This window comes from Nocardiopsis endophytica (assembly GCF_027706725.1).
In the GTDB taxonomy this organism is placed as follows: domain Bacteria; phylum Actinomycetota; class Actinomycetes; order Streptosporangiales; family Streptosporangiaceae; genus Nocardiopsis_A; species Nocardiopsis_A endophytica.
The window spans coordinates 38649-52726 of record NZ_JAQFWQ010000044.1 but is presented as its reverse complement, the minus strand read 5'-3'; the positions used below and the strand labels follow the sequence as shown (position 1 = coordinate 52726).

The 14078-nt window shown below is 74.5% G+C and carries 16 protein-coding genes; 10 read left to right on the top strand and 6 right to left on the bottom strand.

Features of this window, described 5'->3' with window-relative positions; genetic code table 11:
* Window positions 1-222: hypothetical protein (locus tag O4J56_RS16380; protein WP_270686709.1), on the top strand; the 222-nt coding region annotated here is incomplete at its 5' end.
* A gap of 10 nt (window positions 223-232) precedes the next feature.
* Window positions 233-1081 (top strand): pyrroline-5-carboxylate reductase family protein, encoded by an 849-nt coding sequence (locus O4J56_RS16375; RefSeq protein WP_270686708.1) that lies wholly within the window; start codon window positions 233-235, stop codon window positions 1079-1081.
* A gap of 96 nt (window positions 1082-1177) precedes the next feature.
* Here the strand turns inward: O4J56_RS16375 and O4J56_RS16370 are convergent, their stop codons facing one another.
* Both O4J56_RS16370 and O4J56_RS16365 read right to left on the bottom strand, forming a co-directional pair.
* The gene (locus tag O4J56_RS16370; RefSeq protein WP_270686706.1) at window positions 1178-1747 is read right to left on the bottom strand and encodes a DUF7144 family membrane protein; all 570 of its coding nucleotides are present in this window, start codon (window positions 1745-1747) and stop codon (window positions 1178-1180) included.
* A gap of 155 nt (window positions 1748-1902) precedes the next feature.
* Entirely contained in the window at window positions 1903-3507 is a 1605-nt protein-coding gene (locus tag O4J56_RS16365) for an ABC-F family ATP-binding cassette domain-containing protein (RefSeq protein ID WP_270686704.1), read from the bottom strand.
* Between the two features lie 259 nt (window positions 3508-3766).
* Between O4J56_RS16365 and O4J56_RS16360 the strand changes: the two genes are divergently transcribed.
* Window positions 3767-4420: a potassium channel family protein gene (locus O4J56_RS16360; protein WP_270686703.1), complete on the top strand. Its 654-nt coding sequence runs from the start codon at window positions 3767-3769 to the stop codon at window positions 4418-4420.
* A gap of 680 nt (window positions 4421-5100) precedes the next feature.
* Here O4J56_RS16360 and O4J56_RS16355 read toward each other — a convergent pair.
* Window positions 5101-5625, bottom strand: a complete 525-nt coding sequence (locus O4J56_RS16355; RefSeq protein ID WP_270686702.1) for a lytic polysaccharide monooxygenase auxiliary activity family 9 protein — start codon at window positions 5623-5625, stop codon at window positions 5101-5103.
* Window positions 5626-5814: 189 nt separating this feature from the next.
* On the opposite strand from O4J56_RS16355, the gene O4J56_RS32045 reads away from it, so the two are divergent.
* The 5 genes from O4J56_RS32045 (at window position 5815) to O4J56_RS16330 (ending at window position 9817) form a co-directional block, all read left to right on the top strand.
* A complete protein-coding gene (locus O4J56_RS32045; protein WP_333563804.1) occupies window positions 5815-6117 on the top strand; it encodes an aromatic-ring hydroxylase C-terminal domain-containing protein in 303 nt (100 codons plus the stop codon).
* A 229-nt stretch (window positions 6118-6346) separates the two neighbouring features.
* Entirely contained in the window at window positions 6347-7147 is an 801-nt protein-coding gene (locus tag O4J56_RS16345) for an ABC transporter permease (RefSeq protein WP_270686700.1), read from the top strand.
* A complete protein-coding gene (locus O4J56_RS16340; protein WP_270686698.1) occupies window positions 7140-7976 on the top strand; it encodes an ABC transporter permease in 837 nt (278 codons plus the stop codon). The genes O4J56_RS16345 and O4J56_RS16340 overlap by 8 nt, the downstream gene beginning before the upstream one ends.
* A 2-nt stretch (window positions 7977-7978) precedes the next feature.
* Complete coding sequence (locus tag O4J56_RS16335; RefSeq protein ID WP_270686696.1) at window positions 7979-8983, top strand: ABC transporter ATP-binding protein; 1005 nt, start codon at window positions 7979-7981, stop codon at window positions 8981-8983.
* Window positions 8984-9103: 120 nt separating this feature from the next.
* A complete protein-coding gene (locus tag O4J56_RS16330; RefSeq protein ID WP_270686694.1) occupies window positions 9104-9817 on the top strand; it encodes a hypothetical protein in 714 nt (237 codons plus the stop codon).
* A gap of 80 nt (window positions 9818-9897) precedes the next feature.
* On the opposite strand, the gene O4J56_RS16325 is transcribed toward O4J56_RS16330, so the two are convergent.
* Window positions 9898-10521, bottom strand: a complete 624-nt coding sequence (locus tag O4J56_RS16325) for a response regulator (protein ID WP_270686692.1) — start codon at window positions 10519-10521, stop codon at window positions 9898-9900.
* Window positions 10518-11750 (bottom strand): sensor histidine kinase, encoded by a 1233-nt coding sequence (locus tag O4J56_RS16320; RefSeq protein ID WP_270686690.1) that lies wholly within the window; start codon window positions 11748-11750, stop codon window positions 10518-10520. Before O4J56_RS16320 ends, O4J56_RS16325 begins: the two co-directional genes overlap by 4 nt.
* 203 nt (window positions 11751-11953) lie before the next feature.
* Here O4J56_RS16320 and O4J56_RS16315 point away from each other — a divergent pair, with 203 nt between their 5' ends.
* Window positions 11954-12511 carry a GlcG/HbpS family heme-binding protein gene (locus O4J56_RS16315; RefSeq protein ID WP_270686689.1) on the top strand — a complete coding sequence of 186 codons (558 nt, stop codon included), beginning with the start codon at window positions 11954-11956 and terminating at the stop codon, window positions 12509-12511.
* A gap of 128 nt (window positions 12512-12639) precedes the next feature.
* Here the strand turns inward: O4J56_RS16315 and O4J56_RS16310 are convergent, their stop codons facing one another.
* Window positions 12640-12990, bottom strand: coding sequence for a DoxX family protein (locus O4J56_RS16310; RefSeq protein ID WP_270686688.1), 351 nt, complete (start codon window positions 12988-12990; stop codon window positions 12640-12642).
* Window positions 12991-13147: 157 nt separating this feature from the next.
* On the opposite strand from O4J56_RS16310, the gene O4J56_RS16305 reads away from it, so the two are divergent.
* Window positions 13148-14044, top strand: a complete 897-nt coding sequence (locus tag O4J56_RS16305) for a LysR family transcriptional regulator (RefSeq protein ID WP_270686687.1) — start codon at window positions 13148-13150, stop codon at window positions 14042-14044.
* Window positions 14045-14078: the final 34 nt, after the last annotated feature.

The window sequence follows — 14078 nt, the reverse complement described above, 5'->3', positions numbered from 1 at the left end:
GATAACCCCGACTTCCCCGAGATCAACACCAGCGCGCCCCCGCACCGCCGCCCCCTCGACGATCTCGACAAGAGTGCTGCCATTCCGGCGGTTTTGACAGCACCCTTGTCGAGATCATCGCCGAGCACACCCGTCGGTCCGCGCGCCTTCGATGGAACCGGCCCTCGGGTGATCGGCCGCCACACCGCGCATCTCCCGCAGCCGCCTCGCCACCTTCAGTAACCTTCCCGCTGTGATCAGCACAGATGCACTCCACGAGCCGGAACGGACCCGGATTGCGGTCATCGGCGCCGGGCACCTCGGGGAGGCGGTGCTCGGTGGCCTCCTGCGGGCGGGCCTTCCCGCGCGCGACGTCGCGGTGAGCGCCCTGCCCGCCGAGCGGGCCCACATCCTCGCCGAGCGCTACGGGGTGGCGGCGGGGACGGACGACGCGGCCGCCGCCGACGGCGCGGACATCGCCCTGGTCGCCGTGCCGCCGCCGGCCGTCCCCGCGGCCGCGGCCGAGGTCGGCCCCGCACTGCCCGAAGGGGCGGTCGCGGTCTCGCTCGCGGCCGCGGTGCCGCTCGCGCGGTTCGAGGAGGCTCTGGGCCCCGGGCGCCCGGCCGCGCGGGCCGTGACGAACACCGCCGCGGCGGTCGGCCGGGCCATGACGGCGCTGGTCGGCGGCATCCACCTGGACGGCGAGGCCCGGGCCCGGGTCGGCGGCCTGTTCTCCGGGATCGGCTCGATCACCTGGGTGGGCGAGGAGGCGATGGACGCGGTCACCGCGGTGGCCGGGTCGGGCCCGGCCCTCCTGTACCACCTGGCCGCCGCGATGGCCGGCGCCGCCGTCGACCAGGGCCTCCCACCCGGTGAGGCGCGGGCGGTGGTGGTGCAGACCCTGTTCGGCGCGGCGTCGCTGCTGCGGGAGGCCGACCGGGGCCCGGCCGAACTGGCCGCCGAGGCGGCCGCACCGGGCGGGACGACCCGGGAGGCGCTGGACCGCCTGGACGCGCACGGTGTCCCGGAGGCGGTCGCCGAGGCGGTGGCGGCGGCGGCCGAACGCAGCGGACGCCTGGCCGAGGACGCCGGACACCGGTGACGGACACCTGACGCTGGCCCTCGCACCGGCCCCCTCACATGGGGGCGCGGAGGAGGCCTCCTCCTCCGCGCCCCGCACGCCGCCGGTGTGCGCCGGTCACTCCATCGGCTGGGCATGCCTGCCCTTGGGCGGCGGGGGCATGCCCTCGTCCGACGCGCGCTCCTGGTCCATGCGCATGTCCGGCTCCCCCATGGGGCCGGACGCCGCGCCCGCCCCGGCCGGGGCCGCCTGGGCGTCGGACTGCCCCGCGCGGTAGGCGCGGCCCTCGCCGACGCCGCCCGCACCGGGCGCCCCGCTCGGCCAGCCCGCCGTCAGGCCGTAGATGGCCAGCATGTCCACGCCGATCGCCACCAGCGACCAGAGCGGGAACGCGGCCAGGAACCCCAGCTGCGCCACCGCGTTGACCGCCACCAGGACCACCGCGAGGGTGCGCGCCCACATGTGCCCGGTGAACAGGGCCAGCCCCGCCGCCATCAGCACGACGCCCCAGACGGTGAGGAGCAGGCCCCACCCGGAGAAGTCCAGGACGAGCATCTCGCCGCCGGCCACCGCGTAGTAGTCGGGGCGCGTCATGGCGACGATCCCCTGGACCAGGTTGACCGCTCCGATCATCAGCAGCAGTACGGCTCCGAAGACCATCCATCCGTTCGTGCGCGACGCTTCCATGCTCGGCCTCCTCGGTACGGGCTCCCCGCGGCCGCCCCGCCGGGCGGCGGGGCGGCCGCGGTCGTTCCTCAGGGCCGTGATGCCCACGGCACGACCCGTGACGGCCACGTTCCCGTAAAGAAGGGGCACTTGGTGGCAAAACGCCCGCCCCGTTCTCAGGTGAGCGCCACGAGCTCCCGGTAGTCCTCGCTCCACAGGTCCTCGTCGGCGTCCGGGAGCAGCAGCACCCGGTCGGGCCGGAGCGCGTCGATGGCCCCCTCGTCGTGCGTCACCATCACGATCGCCCCCGGGTAGGCCCCGACCGCGGAGAGCACCTCGCCGCGCGAGGCGGGGTCGAGGTTGTTGGTCGGCTCGTCCAGCAGCAGCACGTTGGCGCCCGAATGCACCAGCCCGGCCAGCGCCAGCCGCGTCTTCTCCCCTCCCGAGAGCACGGAGGCGGGCTTGTCGGCGTCGTCCCCGGTGAACAGGAACCCGCCCAGGACGCGCCGGGCCTCGCCCCGGGCCAGCCCCGGCGCCGCCGCCTGGAGGTTGGCCAGGACCGTGCGCTCCGGGTCGAGCGTGTCGTGCTCCTGGGCGAAATAGCCGAGGCGCAGGCCGTGGCCGTGCACGACGCGCCCGTCGTCCGGCGCCTCCCTGCCCGCGAGCAGCCGCAGCAGCGTCGTCTTCCCTGCACCGTTGAACCCCAGCACCACCAGGCGTGTCCCCCGGTCGACGGCCAGGTCCACCCCCTTGAGGACCTGGTGGCCACCGAAGGACTTGGCCAGGGACACCGCCCCCAGGGGCGTCCTGCCGCACGGCGCGGGCTCGGGCAGGCGGATGCGGGCGGTCCGCTCCGCGCCGCGCACCGGTTCGGTCTCGGCCAGCATCCGCTCGGCCCGCCGGGCCATGTTCTTGGCCGCGACCGCGGTCGACGCGCGCGCCCTCATCTTGGCGGCCTGGGCGTGCAGGGACGCGGCCTTGCGCTCGGCGCCCGCGCGCTCGCGGGCGCGGCGGCGTTCGTCCGCCGCGCGCTGGTCGAGGTAGCCCTGCCAGCCCACGTTGTGGACGTCGAGCGCGGCCCGCCGGGGGTCGAGGTGGAACACGCGGTCGACGACGTCGGCGAGCAGACCGGTGTCGTGGCTGATCAGTACCAGGCCGCCTCGGTGCGCGCGCAGAAACCCGCGCAGCCAGTGGACCGCGTCGGCGTCCAGGTGGTTGGTGGGCTCGTCCAGCAGCAGCATGCCGTCTGCGCCCGAGAAGAGGATGCGCGCCAATTCGACGCGCCGCCGCTGGCCCCCCGAGAGCGTGCCGAGCGGTGCGTCCAGCGCACGGTCGTCCAGGCCGAGCCCGGCGGCGAGGCGCGCCGCCTCGGCCTCCGCCGCGTGGCCTCCCGCCGCCTGGAACTCGGCGTCCGCCCTGCCATAAGCGCGCATTGCGCGTTCGAGGGCATCCGGTGTGGCGGCGCGGGCCATGGCCTCCTCCGCGCGCCGCAGCGCCGCCGACGCCGTGTCGAGCCCGCGCGCGGACAGGATGCGCCCGGTGACGGTGGCGGTCTGGTCGGCGGCGCGGGCGTCCTGGGGCAGGTAGCCCACCGGGCCGTGGCGCACGATCGTCCCCGAGGAGGGGGCGGCGGCTCCGGCCATCGCGGTCATCAGGGTCGTCTTGCCCGCGCCGTTGCGGCCGACCAGGCCGACGCGGTCGCCCGGGGAGACGGTGAGGGTGACGTCGGCGAGCAGCGTGCGGGCGCCCGCGCGCAGCTCGACACCACTGAGGGTGATCATGGGAGATACGCTCCGAATAAGCAGAAGGACACACTTCAGGCGGGGAAGCGGTGTCCTTCGCTAAGAGATTCGGGGCGTCGACATGCCCGTCAGGCTATCGGCGGGTGGGGCCGGAGGAACAACGGATTTTCCGTCCGGGAGCCGTGCCGTGCCCGCGCCGAGTGTCGCCCCCGCGCGGCGGCCGAGCCGCCCTACGATCCTGACCTGCCGACCTTCCGGGGCGGGCCCGGACGGGGACCGGTCAGAGGAGGCGTGGAACGTGCGCGACAAGGTGCTCCTGGGGTTCCTGGCGGCGGTGGCGCTGCTCCAGTTCGGCTACCCGGTGACCCTGCACGGGCCGGTGTGGACGGCGCTGTACATGTCGCTGTACGCGGTGATGATCGTCTTCGGGGTGATGATCTGCCGCGACGAGGGGCAGCGTACGGCCCCGGCGTTCATCGTGGCCGCGGTGTTCCTGGTGTTCGGCCTGTGGGTGGCCGTGGACCAGGACAGCAAGGCGGCCCACTTGGGGATGTTCGCGTCGGTGGCGGTCTTTCAGGTGGTGCTCGTCCACGCGCTGGCCGCCTTCATCTTCCGGCACAGCAGGGCGCACGGACTGGAGCTGATCCTGGCCGCGATCGCGGTGTACCTGCTGCTGGGCGGGCTGTTCGCGGCCACCTACGGCGCGCTGGAGATCCTGTGGCCGCAGAGCTTCGAGGACGCGCAGGCCCCGGGCGAGCAGGTCACCTGGCAGCGGCTCATGTACTTCAGTTATGTCACCCTGGCGACGCTGGGGTACGGGGACGTGCTGCCGATGACCGCGTGGGCGCGGACGCTTGCGGTGTCGGGGACGCTCTTCCTGACGACCGTGGTGGCCCGGCTGGTGGGCGCCTACATGTCCCCGGACGAGGCGCGGGGCGCCCGGTCGGAGTAGGGGCGGACGGAGCGGGGGCCCTGAGGGGACCGCCGCACAGGTCTGCGCGGAAACCTCCGCGGACCCCGCGAAACGCAAAGCGGGTGGCCGTCCCCGCTCGACGACCACCCGCGGTTCCGGTCTCGGGGACCGGAACTGATGCAACAGTATCGGGTCGCCCCAGGTCGTCAGGCCGCGTCGGCCGCCTGCGGCCACCTTCGGCCGACCTGCGCAAACCCGTCAACCACTTGGGCCTCTCAAGCGTCCACTCCCAACTGCCCCGTAACGTCCCCCTCTCGGGCCGTGGCGGGGGCGGGCGCCGGTGGGCGTCGACGGTGTACAGGATCCCTCGGATGGCGGGCCGGGGCCAGAGGGGGCGGGAGGGGAGGGCGTCCGCTCCGCGTGTGGGCCCGGGGCGGGCCCGTCGCCGGGTGCGGTGGAAGGCGGGGTGGTCGGCGGGCCGCGGGGCGCCGTGCACAAGAGGCGTGCGGCAGCCGGGAGGGGCGGACTGCCGCACACTTCATTGTCGCGCGGGCATCCCGTGTTCACAGGGAAACCGCGACTTCGGCGACGGATGCGCGCGAAGTGCCCCGCGTGGCCGGCGGGGCCGCCGTGCCCCGGACACGGGAACGGGGCGCACCCCTCAGGGCGCGCCCCGCGTTCCGTTCCGTCGCAGGCCTCCGCGGGCGGAGGGAGGGGGGTCAGGCCGCGCCGACGTTGACGTCGACGCAGGCGTAGAAGGCGTTGGCGGTGTCGGCGACGTTCCACACGGCCAGGACCTTCTGCTGGCCGCTGTAGCCGCTCAGGTCCACGTTGTGGGTGACGGTGGACGGGGGCTGCTGCCCGTTGCCGTCGACGGTCGCCACGCGGTCGCCGCCGACGTAGTACTGCCAGTCCGCGGTCGCGTGCCGGGCGGTGAAGGTCCAGGTGAAGTCGAGGCTGGTGCCGACGGGCTCGACCGACCAGCCCTTGGAGTCGTCGTCGAGCTCGGCGAAGGCCTCGTTGCCCCCGCTGCAGCTGGTCAGGCCCTTGGGGCCTTCGACGCTCTGCGGCTCCCACTTGATCGGGCCGCACTCGACGGTGCCCTCGGCGCACTGCGCCTGGCGGCTGGGGGGCGAGGAGACGTATCCGTGGGCGTAGGCGGCGCTGGTGGGAAGGAGGGCCAGGGCCAGTGGGGCGGCGGCCAGGACGGTGGCCGCCTGGATGGACTTCCTGCGCAGGTGCATCGCGTGCCCTTTCGTGCGGGTCGCGTCCCCCTCGGACCGTGTGGGCGGTCCGGCCTGCCGGGAGGATCGCCGTTCAGCGGGGATCGGGGCGGCGGGCGGCCCCTGCCGGACGGCCCACACGCGGAGCGCCGACCGGCCCTGGTGAACCTAAGAAGGCGCCCAAGAAAAAGATAGGAATCTTTTCAATTCTTGTGCAGTGCACAACCCGCCGCCCCGCACGGCCGGCGGGCGTCACGGCCCGGTCCGCTCCGCCCCCTCCTGCGCACCCGGCCCGGCCGGCGCGTCCCCGAGCCCCTGCGCGAGGCTGTGGAGGGGACCGCGGCGACGGTGCGGGTGCACGGCATCGGCGCCGGGGACGCGGCCGGGGTGCTGGCCCCGGCGTCGGCGGCGCTGATCCGGCCCGACGGCCATATCGCCGCGGTGGGCCCCGCGGACGCCCCGCAGGCGATCAGGGCGTATCTGCAGACCTGGACGCACTCCGCCGCCGGGTGAACGCATTCGCTCCATTCGACCGGCATTCGCCTCTCCGGCCGATTCCGGAATGGATTCCCTCCCTGGATCCGGACCGTGCTAGCATCCGTCATTCGCGGCGACCCGGACCTGCTCCCGCAGGGCCGTGCCGGACAACGGGCCCCGGTCCGGATCCGCTTCCGCAGTGCTTCCGGCCCCTGGCCCGATCGTTCTCCATTCGCACGGTCTCGAACTGCCAGGGAGTGCGCCGGTGCGCGTCTACTGTGCGGTGTTCGCCCTCGGGCTGCGCCGCTATTCCACTTATCGTGCGGCCACGGCGGCCGCCGTCTTCACCAATGTCGTCTTCGGCCTGATCAATGCCTCGGTCCTTCTGGCGCTCTTCCACGCGCGCCCGGAGATCAACGGCTATGACGCCGCGGACGCCGTCACGCACGTCTTCGTCGCCCAGGCGTTGATGGGCCCGGCCGCGGTGATGGGGCCGCCGCTGGAGCTGGCCGAGCGCATCCGCACCGGCGAGGTCGCGGTGGACCTGATGCGCCCGGCCTCGCCGCTGGCCTGGTGGCTCTCCCACGACATGGGCCGGGCGGCGTTCACCGTCGCCGCCCGCAGCGTGCCCACCTTCACGGCCGGGGCGCTGGTGTTCCCGCTCGCCCTGCCGGAGGCCCCGGCGCAGTGGGCGTGGTCGGCCGGGGCGCTCGCCCTCGCCGCGCTCATCGGCTTCGCGTTCCGCTACCTGTACGCGGTCAGCGGCTTCTGGCTCCTGGACACCAAGGGCGTGTCGGCCCTGTCCCACCTGCTCGCGCCGGTGTTCGCGGGCATGCTGATCCCGCTGGTGCTCTTCCCGCCGCCGGTGGCCGACGTTCTGCGCGTCCTGCCGTGGGCGGCGATGGTGCAGGTGCCCGTCGAGGTGTTCCTCGGCAAGGACACCGTCCCCGGCGGCGGGCCCGCCGGGGCGCTGGCGCTCCAGGCCGCCTGGGCGGCGGTCCTGCTCGGCCTGGGGGCGCTGGCCACCGCCCGCGCGGCGCGCAAGGTGGTGGTCCAGGGTGGCTAGCCTCCCCTCGGCCCTCCGGCACGGCCGGGCGCCGCGGGTGCCCGTCTACCTCCTGCTGGTCTGGACGTGGTGCCGGGCGAGCGCCCAGTACCCCGGTTCGCTGGCGCTGCTGGGCCTGGCCCAGGCGTTCTCGGCCGCCGCCGAGCTGACGGCGGTGCTGGTGGTGTTCGGCCACGCGGGCGAGCTCGCGGGCTTCACCGCGCGCGAGGCGATGCTCGTCTACGGCCTGGCGGCACTGGCGTTCGGCACCGCCGACCTGCTGATGGGGTCGGTGGAGCGCATCGGGGACCACATCCGCGCCGGTTCGCTGGACACGCTGCTGGTGCGGCCGGTCTCGCCGCTGCTCCAGTTGGCCGCGGACCGCTTCTCCCCGCACCGGCTGGGCAAGGTCGTGCCCGCGGCCGCCATCGCGGGCTACGCGCTCGCCACCCTGGACGTCCCGTGGACCCCGGGCCGCGCGGCGTACACGCCCGTGCTGCTCGCCAGCGGGGTGGCGATCTGCTGCGCGATCTGGACCATCGGGGCGTGCCTGCAGTTCTTCATCACCGACGCCCGGGAGGTCGCCAACTCGGTGACCTACGGCGGGCAGGCCCTCACCGAGTACCCCCTGGCCGTCTACGGCCGCGAGATCGTCCGCGCCGCCACCTTCACCGTGCCGCTGGCGTTCGTCACCTGGCAGCCCGCGCTGTACCTGCTCGACCGCCCCGACCCCACCGGCCTGCCGGACGCGCTGCGCTTCGCCCCTCCGGCCGTCGCCGCCGTGCTGTGCGCCCTGGCCGCCCTGGCGTGGCGCACGGGGCTGCGGCGCTACCGATCCACAGGGAGCTGACCTTGCCCTCCTCCGATTCCTCCGCCGCCCCCGCCGAGGGGCCCATCATCGACGCCCGCGGGCTCGGCCGGTCGTTCACCGTCTCCGAGGGGCCGCTGCTGCGCCGCAGGCGCCGCACCGTGGACGCCGTGGACGGGGTGACCTTCCAGGTGCACCCCGGCGAGGTCGTGGGCTACCTGGGGCCCAACGGCGCCGGGAAGAGCACGACGATGAAGATGCTCATCGGCCTGCTCACCCCGGGCCGCGGCCGCCTGCGGGTCCTGGGCGCCGAGCCGGCGCGCCACCGGACGCGGCTGGCGGCGCGCATCGGCATCGTGTTCGGGCAGCGCACCACCCTGTGGTGGGACCTGCCGCTGCGCGACAGCCTGGCGCTGACGCGGCACCTGTACCGGGTCCCGCCGCGCGACCACGCGCGGCGCCTGGCCGAGCTGACCGAGCTGCTGGAGCTGGGCCCGTTCCTGCACACGCCCGTGCGCCAGCTCAGCCTGGGCCAGCGCATGCGCGGGGACCTGACGGCCGCACTGCTGCACGACCCGGACCTGCTGGTGCTGGACGAGCCGACCATCGGGCTGGACGTGGTCAGCAAGTCCACGATCCGCGCGTTCCTGACCCGGCTCAACGCCGAGCGCGGCACCACGATCCTGCTGACCACGCACGACCTGGGCGACGTGGAGCGGCTGTGCCGCCGAGTGATGGTGATCGACCACGGCCGCCTGGCCTACGACGGTGACCTGGCGGGGCTGCGGGACCGCGCCCCGGGGCCGCGCACGCTCGTCGTCGACCTCGCCGAGCCCGGCCCGCCCATCGCCGTGCCGGGGGCGCGCTGCGTCCGCAGCCAGGGGCCGCGCCAGTGGCTGGAGCTGGACGGGAACCCGGCGGCGGTGATCGCGGAGGTGGCCCGGGACCACCAGGTCGCGGACCTGACCGTGCAGGAGCCCGACATCGAAGGGGTGGTCGCGCGGCTCTACAAGGGGGATGCCGCCCTGGCGGCGGACGGAGCGGAGTAAGCGGCGTGGCCCCGGGGGCGAGAGGGCCGGTGGTGATGTTCGCGGCGCCGGGGGTAAAGGATGGAACGGGCCAGTTCCCCCTGTTCCCTGCCGCCTCATCCCCACTAGGAATTCCCACCGATGTCCGATTCTTCCCCCGGCTCCTCCCCCGCCCCCGAACCGCAGGAGACCCCTTCGGCGGACGCCCGGCCCACATGGTGGTCCGACCGGCGGTACCTGATCGGCGGCGGCGTCGCCGTGGGGCTGGCCGCCGCCGTCTCCCTGGGCGTCTACGCCACACCCCCGGCGGCCTACGAGGGCATCGGCGACTGCGACGAGCTGCTCAAGGACGCCGTCGGGCACGTGACCAAGGACGACGTCAAGGTCGTGGAGTTGGAACCGGCGTTCACGGCGCCGCCGACGGCGGAGGACGACACGGGCCCCGAGTACTCGGCCTGCGGCGGCTGGGTCGGTGAGGGCGAGCTGGTCGTGGACATCACCCTCTACTCGCCCGACACGGCGGCCTCGGACTACAAGCCCGTGAAGGATCGCCTCGCCTCCGTCAGGGAGAGAGCGGACGAGGGGCCCGAGGACGACAGCGAGAAGCTCGCGGCCAAGGACATCGAGGTGGGCGACGAGGGGTTCGCCACCTTGTACAAGATCGTCGAGGAGGCGTCGTACACGGCCCCCTCCGGCGAGGAGAGCCTCCTCCACCGGGCCAATTTCCGCATGAGCAATGTCGCCGTGACGGTGCAGTACCGGACCGAGGACACCACTCTGCCCGACGAGGACCTGATGCTCGTCACCAGGGTCTCCGAGGGCCTGGAGGAGAGCATCGACGCGACCGCCGAGTAGCCCCGCTCGTTGATCTCGGGAGGAACGACGCTACCGGCACGGTTTTTGGGGCGGTTTTCCCGAGATCAACGCGGGTCCTGTCAGTCCAGGCGGATCAGGTCCTGTTCGACGGCCGCGCGCACCGCGGCGGTCCGGGTGTCGACCCCCAGCTTGGTGTAGATGCGCTGGAGGTGCGTCTTCACCGTCGCCTCGGTGACGAACAGCCGCTTGGCCATGTCCTTGTTGCCGAGCCCCTCGGCCAGCAGGGCCAGGATCTCCATCTCGCGCCGGGTCAGGGTCGGCAGCGGGTCGCGCACGCGGCGCATCAGGCGGGCGGCGACGTGCGGGGAGAGCACGGTCTCCCCTCGCGCCGCGGCCCGCACGGCCTCGAAGAGGCGCTCGGGCGGGCTGTCCTTAAGCAGGTACCCCGAGGCACCCGCGTCGATGGCGCGGATGATGTCGGTGTCGGTCTCATAGGTGGTCAGGACCAGCACCTTGGGCGGGTCCGGCAGCGCGCGCACGCGGCGGGTCGTCTCCACGCCGTCGGGGTCGCCGCCCAGGCGCAGGTCCATGAGCACGACGTCCGGCGCGCGGAGCGCGATCAGGCGGACGGCGTCGTCGCCGTTGTCCGCCTCCCCGGCGATCTCGACGTCCTCCTCCCCGGCGAACAGGGCGGTCAGCCCCGTCCGCACGATGGGGTGGTCGTCCACCAGGAACAGTCTCACCGGTCCTCCAGGGGGATCGCCGCCGACACCCCGGTGCCCTCGCCCGGGGTGCTCTCCACGGTCAGTTCGCCGCCGAGCTCTTCGGCGCGGGCGCGTGCCGCCGCCAGGCCGAAGCCGCGTCCGCCGCCGGGGGCGGCCGTCGCGGGGTCGAACCCGGCCCCGTCGTCGATGACGTCCAGGACGGCGCGGTCCCCCATCAGCGTGAGCGTGACGACGGCGCCCGTGGCGCCCGCGTGCTCGCGCACGTTGGCCAGGGCCCCCTGGGCGATGCGCAGCAGGGCGGCAGAGACGGGCTCCGGCAGCGCCGCCGCCTCCGCCGGGTCGGCGTCCAGGTGGAAGCGCGCGTCGACACCGCTCTGGGCCGCCGTGTCCGCGCACAGCGCTTCGAGGGCGTCGGGCAGGGTCTCGGCGTCCAGGCGCACCGGGCCCCGCCCCTGGACGAACGCGCGCGCTTCGTCGAGGTTGTCGCGCACGCTCACGGCGGCCTGCCGCACCAGTTCCCGCGCGCGCTCCGGTTCGGAGTCCCAGCACCGGTCGGCCGCCCGGAGCAGCATGCCGGTGCTGGACAGGCCTTGGGCGACGGTGTCGTGGATCTCGCGGGCGATGCGCTCGCGCTCCTCCAGCACGCCGGTGCGGCGGTTGGATTCGGCCAGGGCGCCGCGGGTGCGCAGCAGGTCGGCGATGGCGGCCCGGTGGCGCTCGCTCTCTTGGCGCAGCTCGGCGACGGTGACGACGACCATCAGCGCGATGGCGGCGGGGACCAGGTAGACGGTGGGGTCGCGGATGTCGGTCAGCGCCGCCCAGGCGGCGGAGGTGCCGACGGCCAGCACGGCGGCGACCGCGACGGCGGCGGGGACCGGCAGCAGCCGCAGCGCGAGGAACAGCAGCGGGATCGCGGCGAAGGCGAAGGACGGCGCCATGGTGACCAGCGCGATCCAGCACACCACGACGGCGGCGAGCCAGCCGATGAGGACCGGGCGGCGGGCGCGGCCCCACAGCAGCATGCCGACGGCGTACAGGACCGCGACCAGGGCGGCCAGCTCCAGGGAGGCGGCGGTGTGGGCGTCCATGTCGTGCCGGAGGACCAGGCGCGCGGAGGAGGAGGCCATCAGGGCGAAGAACCCGGCGTGCATGACGGCGGCGAGCCGGGGGCTGCCCACCCGGTCGCGCGGCTCGGCGGTGCCGGGCGCGGGGGCCGTTCCCTCGTCCTGCCGGGGATCGCGTCGCATCTGCCCCATGCTCCCCACGCGCACCAGTATCGGCGTCATCCGATCGGATGACAACGAGGCCCATCCGGACGGTGTGCCCCGTTCCGCCGCAGGCCCGATGGGGCGGGGGGCCGGCGGGAGCACTGTTGGGGGTGTCGGCGGACGGACGCCGGCGGGGCCGCTGGGACGGCCCGGACCATCCGCACCGGAAGGACTGATCGGACATGAAGCGCAGCCACATCATCGCCACCGCCGTCGGGGGCGCGGCCGGGCTGGCCCTGGTCGGCGGGATCGTCGCCACCGCCCTGCCGCAGGGCTCCCCGGGCGCCCCGGCGTCCGCGGCGGCCGACGCGGCCCCGCAGGCCGTGGTCGACCGCGGGGTGCTGGGCGGCGACGCGCTGGTCGCCGCGGCCCAGGCCGGGCTGGACGAGGCCCAGGAGCAGGACCAGCAGGTCTCCATCGCGGTGGTGGACCGCTCCGGCGCCACGCGCCTGGTGCTCAAGACCGACAACGCCGGCCCGCAGACGCAGGAGTCGGCCGAGCAGAAGGCGTTCACCGCGGTGTCCTTCGGACAGCCCACGAGCGCGCTGAGCGAGAACGCCGGGGGCGACGCGCCGAGCATCGGCGACATCCCCGGCACCCTGTTCCTGGCGGGCGGTGTCCCGGTCGCCTCCGACGGGGCCCCGATCGCGGGAATCGGCGTGGGCGGCGCGCCCGACGGCTCGATCGACGAGGAGATCGCCCAGGCGGCCCTCGACGCGCTGGAGAACTACGAGGGCTAGGGCGGCGGCCGCCCCGCCCGGGGACACGGGGGCCGAGGGAGGGCACCGACGCCCTGCCCCGCCCCCGCGGCGCCGCTCCGCTCCGGCAGGCGGAACCGGCGGGGTGCTCGGAGACCGGCGTCCGCCGCTCACCGGAGGAGGGTCAGCACCAGTGACCCCGCGGCGAGCGCCAGGTAGGCACCGGGAAAGGCGATATTGGAGAACACGCGTGCCCTCACGTGTGCCGCCACCGCACCGATGAAGAAGAGGACGAGGCCCGCCGCCGCTGCCGCCCCGATCCATCGGAACCCTGCCACACCGGCGAGGAGTCCGAGGGCACCGGCCGTCTTCAGGACGCCGAGAGGCATGATCCACGACGGCGGCAGGCCCACTGCGGCGGAATTGTCCATCACGAATCCCGCGCGCGCGAAGTCCGCGACGGCGATTCCCGCATTGGCCAGAATCGTGGCCCATACGACGACCAGGTAGACGGTGTGCATCGGGGTCCATCCTCCGTGTGGGATTCCATCGGGCGCCGACCGAATGGTCGGAACGGGCGGGGCGCCCGCATAAGGGCGCCCCGCCCGCCGCCTCTGTGCGCCACCCTTCCGCCCCGTGGACCGGCCCGTCCAATATCCGTTTCCATAACCTGATCGCATGGACGTGCACACCCGGCTGCTCCGCTATTTCACCGCCGTGGCCGAAGAGGGAGGGCTCACCCGCGCCGCCGAACGGCTCTATGTGTCCCAGCCGGCGGTGACCAAGCAGATCCACCGCCTGGAGGACCTGCTCGGGGCCCGCCTCTTCGACCGGACGCCGACCGGGATGCGGCTCACCGCCGCCGGGCACGCCCTGGCCGGGCGGGCCCCGGCGCTGCTCGCCGCGTGGGAGGAGGCGGCGCGCGACGTCCGCCTGGCCGCCGATCGCGAGGCGCGGGTCCTGCCCGTGGGGTTCATCGCCAGCGGCGGACCGGCATCGGCGGTCCAGGCGGCCTTCGCCCGGGTCCGCCCGGACTGGAGGATCGAACTCCGCCAGGCGCCGTGGTCCGACCCGACCGCTGGGCTGGCCGACCGGCGGGTCCGGGCGGCCCTGGTCCTCCTGCCCGTCCCCGCCCGGGAGGACCTGCGCGTTGAGGTGCTGTACACCGAGCCCCGCAGTGTGGTCCTCGCCGTCGGCCACCCTCTGGCCGAGCGGGAGGTGGTCCGGTTGGAGGAGCTGGAGGACGAGCCCTTCGTCGCCGCGCCGGAGCACACGGGCGCATGGCGGGACCACTGGTTGGCGGCCGGAGAGCGCACGTCGCGGCCGCGGCGGGTCGGAGCGGTGGCCGAGCACCCGGACGAGTGGCTGAACGCGATCGCCGCCGGGCTCGGCGTCGCGCTGGCCCCGGAGTCGGGCGCCCGTTACTACGCGCATCCGGGGGTGGTCTACCGCCCGTTGGCGGGGGTGAGCCCGGTCCAGGCGGGCGTCGCATGGCTCCCGGAGGCCGACGGCGACCCCGTGGTGGCCGACTTCGTCGAATGCTGCCGGGAGGCGTTCGGGACACCGGCCCCGTAGCCTTCCGGCCACCACGGGCGGCTCGGAGGGAGGG

What these genes read in the sequence shown, in the direction of transcription:
- O4J56_RS16370 (WP_270686706.1), bottom strand. Translation starts at nt 1,747, where the DNA reads ATGGAAGCGTCGCGCACGAACGGATGGATGGTCTTCGGAGCCGTACTG.
- O4J56_RS16365 (WP_270686704.1), bottom strand. Translation starts at nt 3,507, where the DNA reads ATGATCACCCTCAGTGGTGTCGAGCTGCGCGCGGGCGCCCGCACGCTG.
- O4J56_RS16355 (WP_270686702.1), bottom strand. Translation starts at nt 5,625, where the DNA reads ATGCACCTGCGCAGGAAGTCCATCCAGGCGGCCACCGTCCTGGCCGCC.
- O4J56_RS16330 (WP_270686694.1), top strand. Translation starts at nt 9,104, where the DNA reads ATGTCCGATTCTTCCCCCGGCTCCTCCCCCGCCCCCGAACCGCAGGAG.
- O4J56_RS16320 (WP_270686690.1), bottom strand. Translation starts at nt 11,750, where the DNA reads ATGCGACGCGATCCCCGGCAGGACGAGGGAACGGCCCCCGCGCCCGGC.
- O4J56_RS16315 (WP_270686689.1), top strand. Translation starts at nt 11,954, where the DNA reads ATGAAGCGCAGCCACATCATCGCCACCGCCGTCGGGGGCGCGGCCGGG.
- O4J56_RS16310 (WP_270686688.1), bottom strand. Translation starts at nt 12,990, where the DNA reads ATGCACACCGTCTACCTGGTCGTCGTATGGGCCACGATTCTGGCCAAT.
- O4J56_RS16305 (WP_270686687.1), top strand. Translation starts at nt 13,148, where the DNA reads ATGGACGTGCACACCCGGCTGCTCCGCTATTTCACCGCCGTGGCCGAA.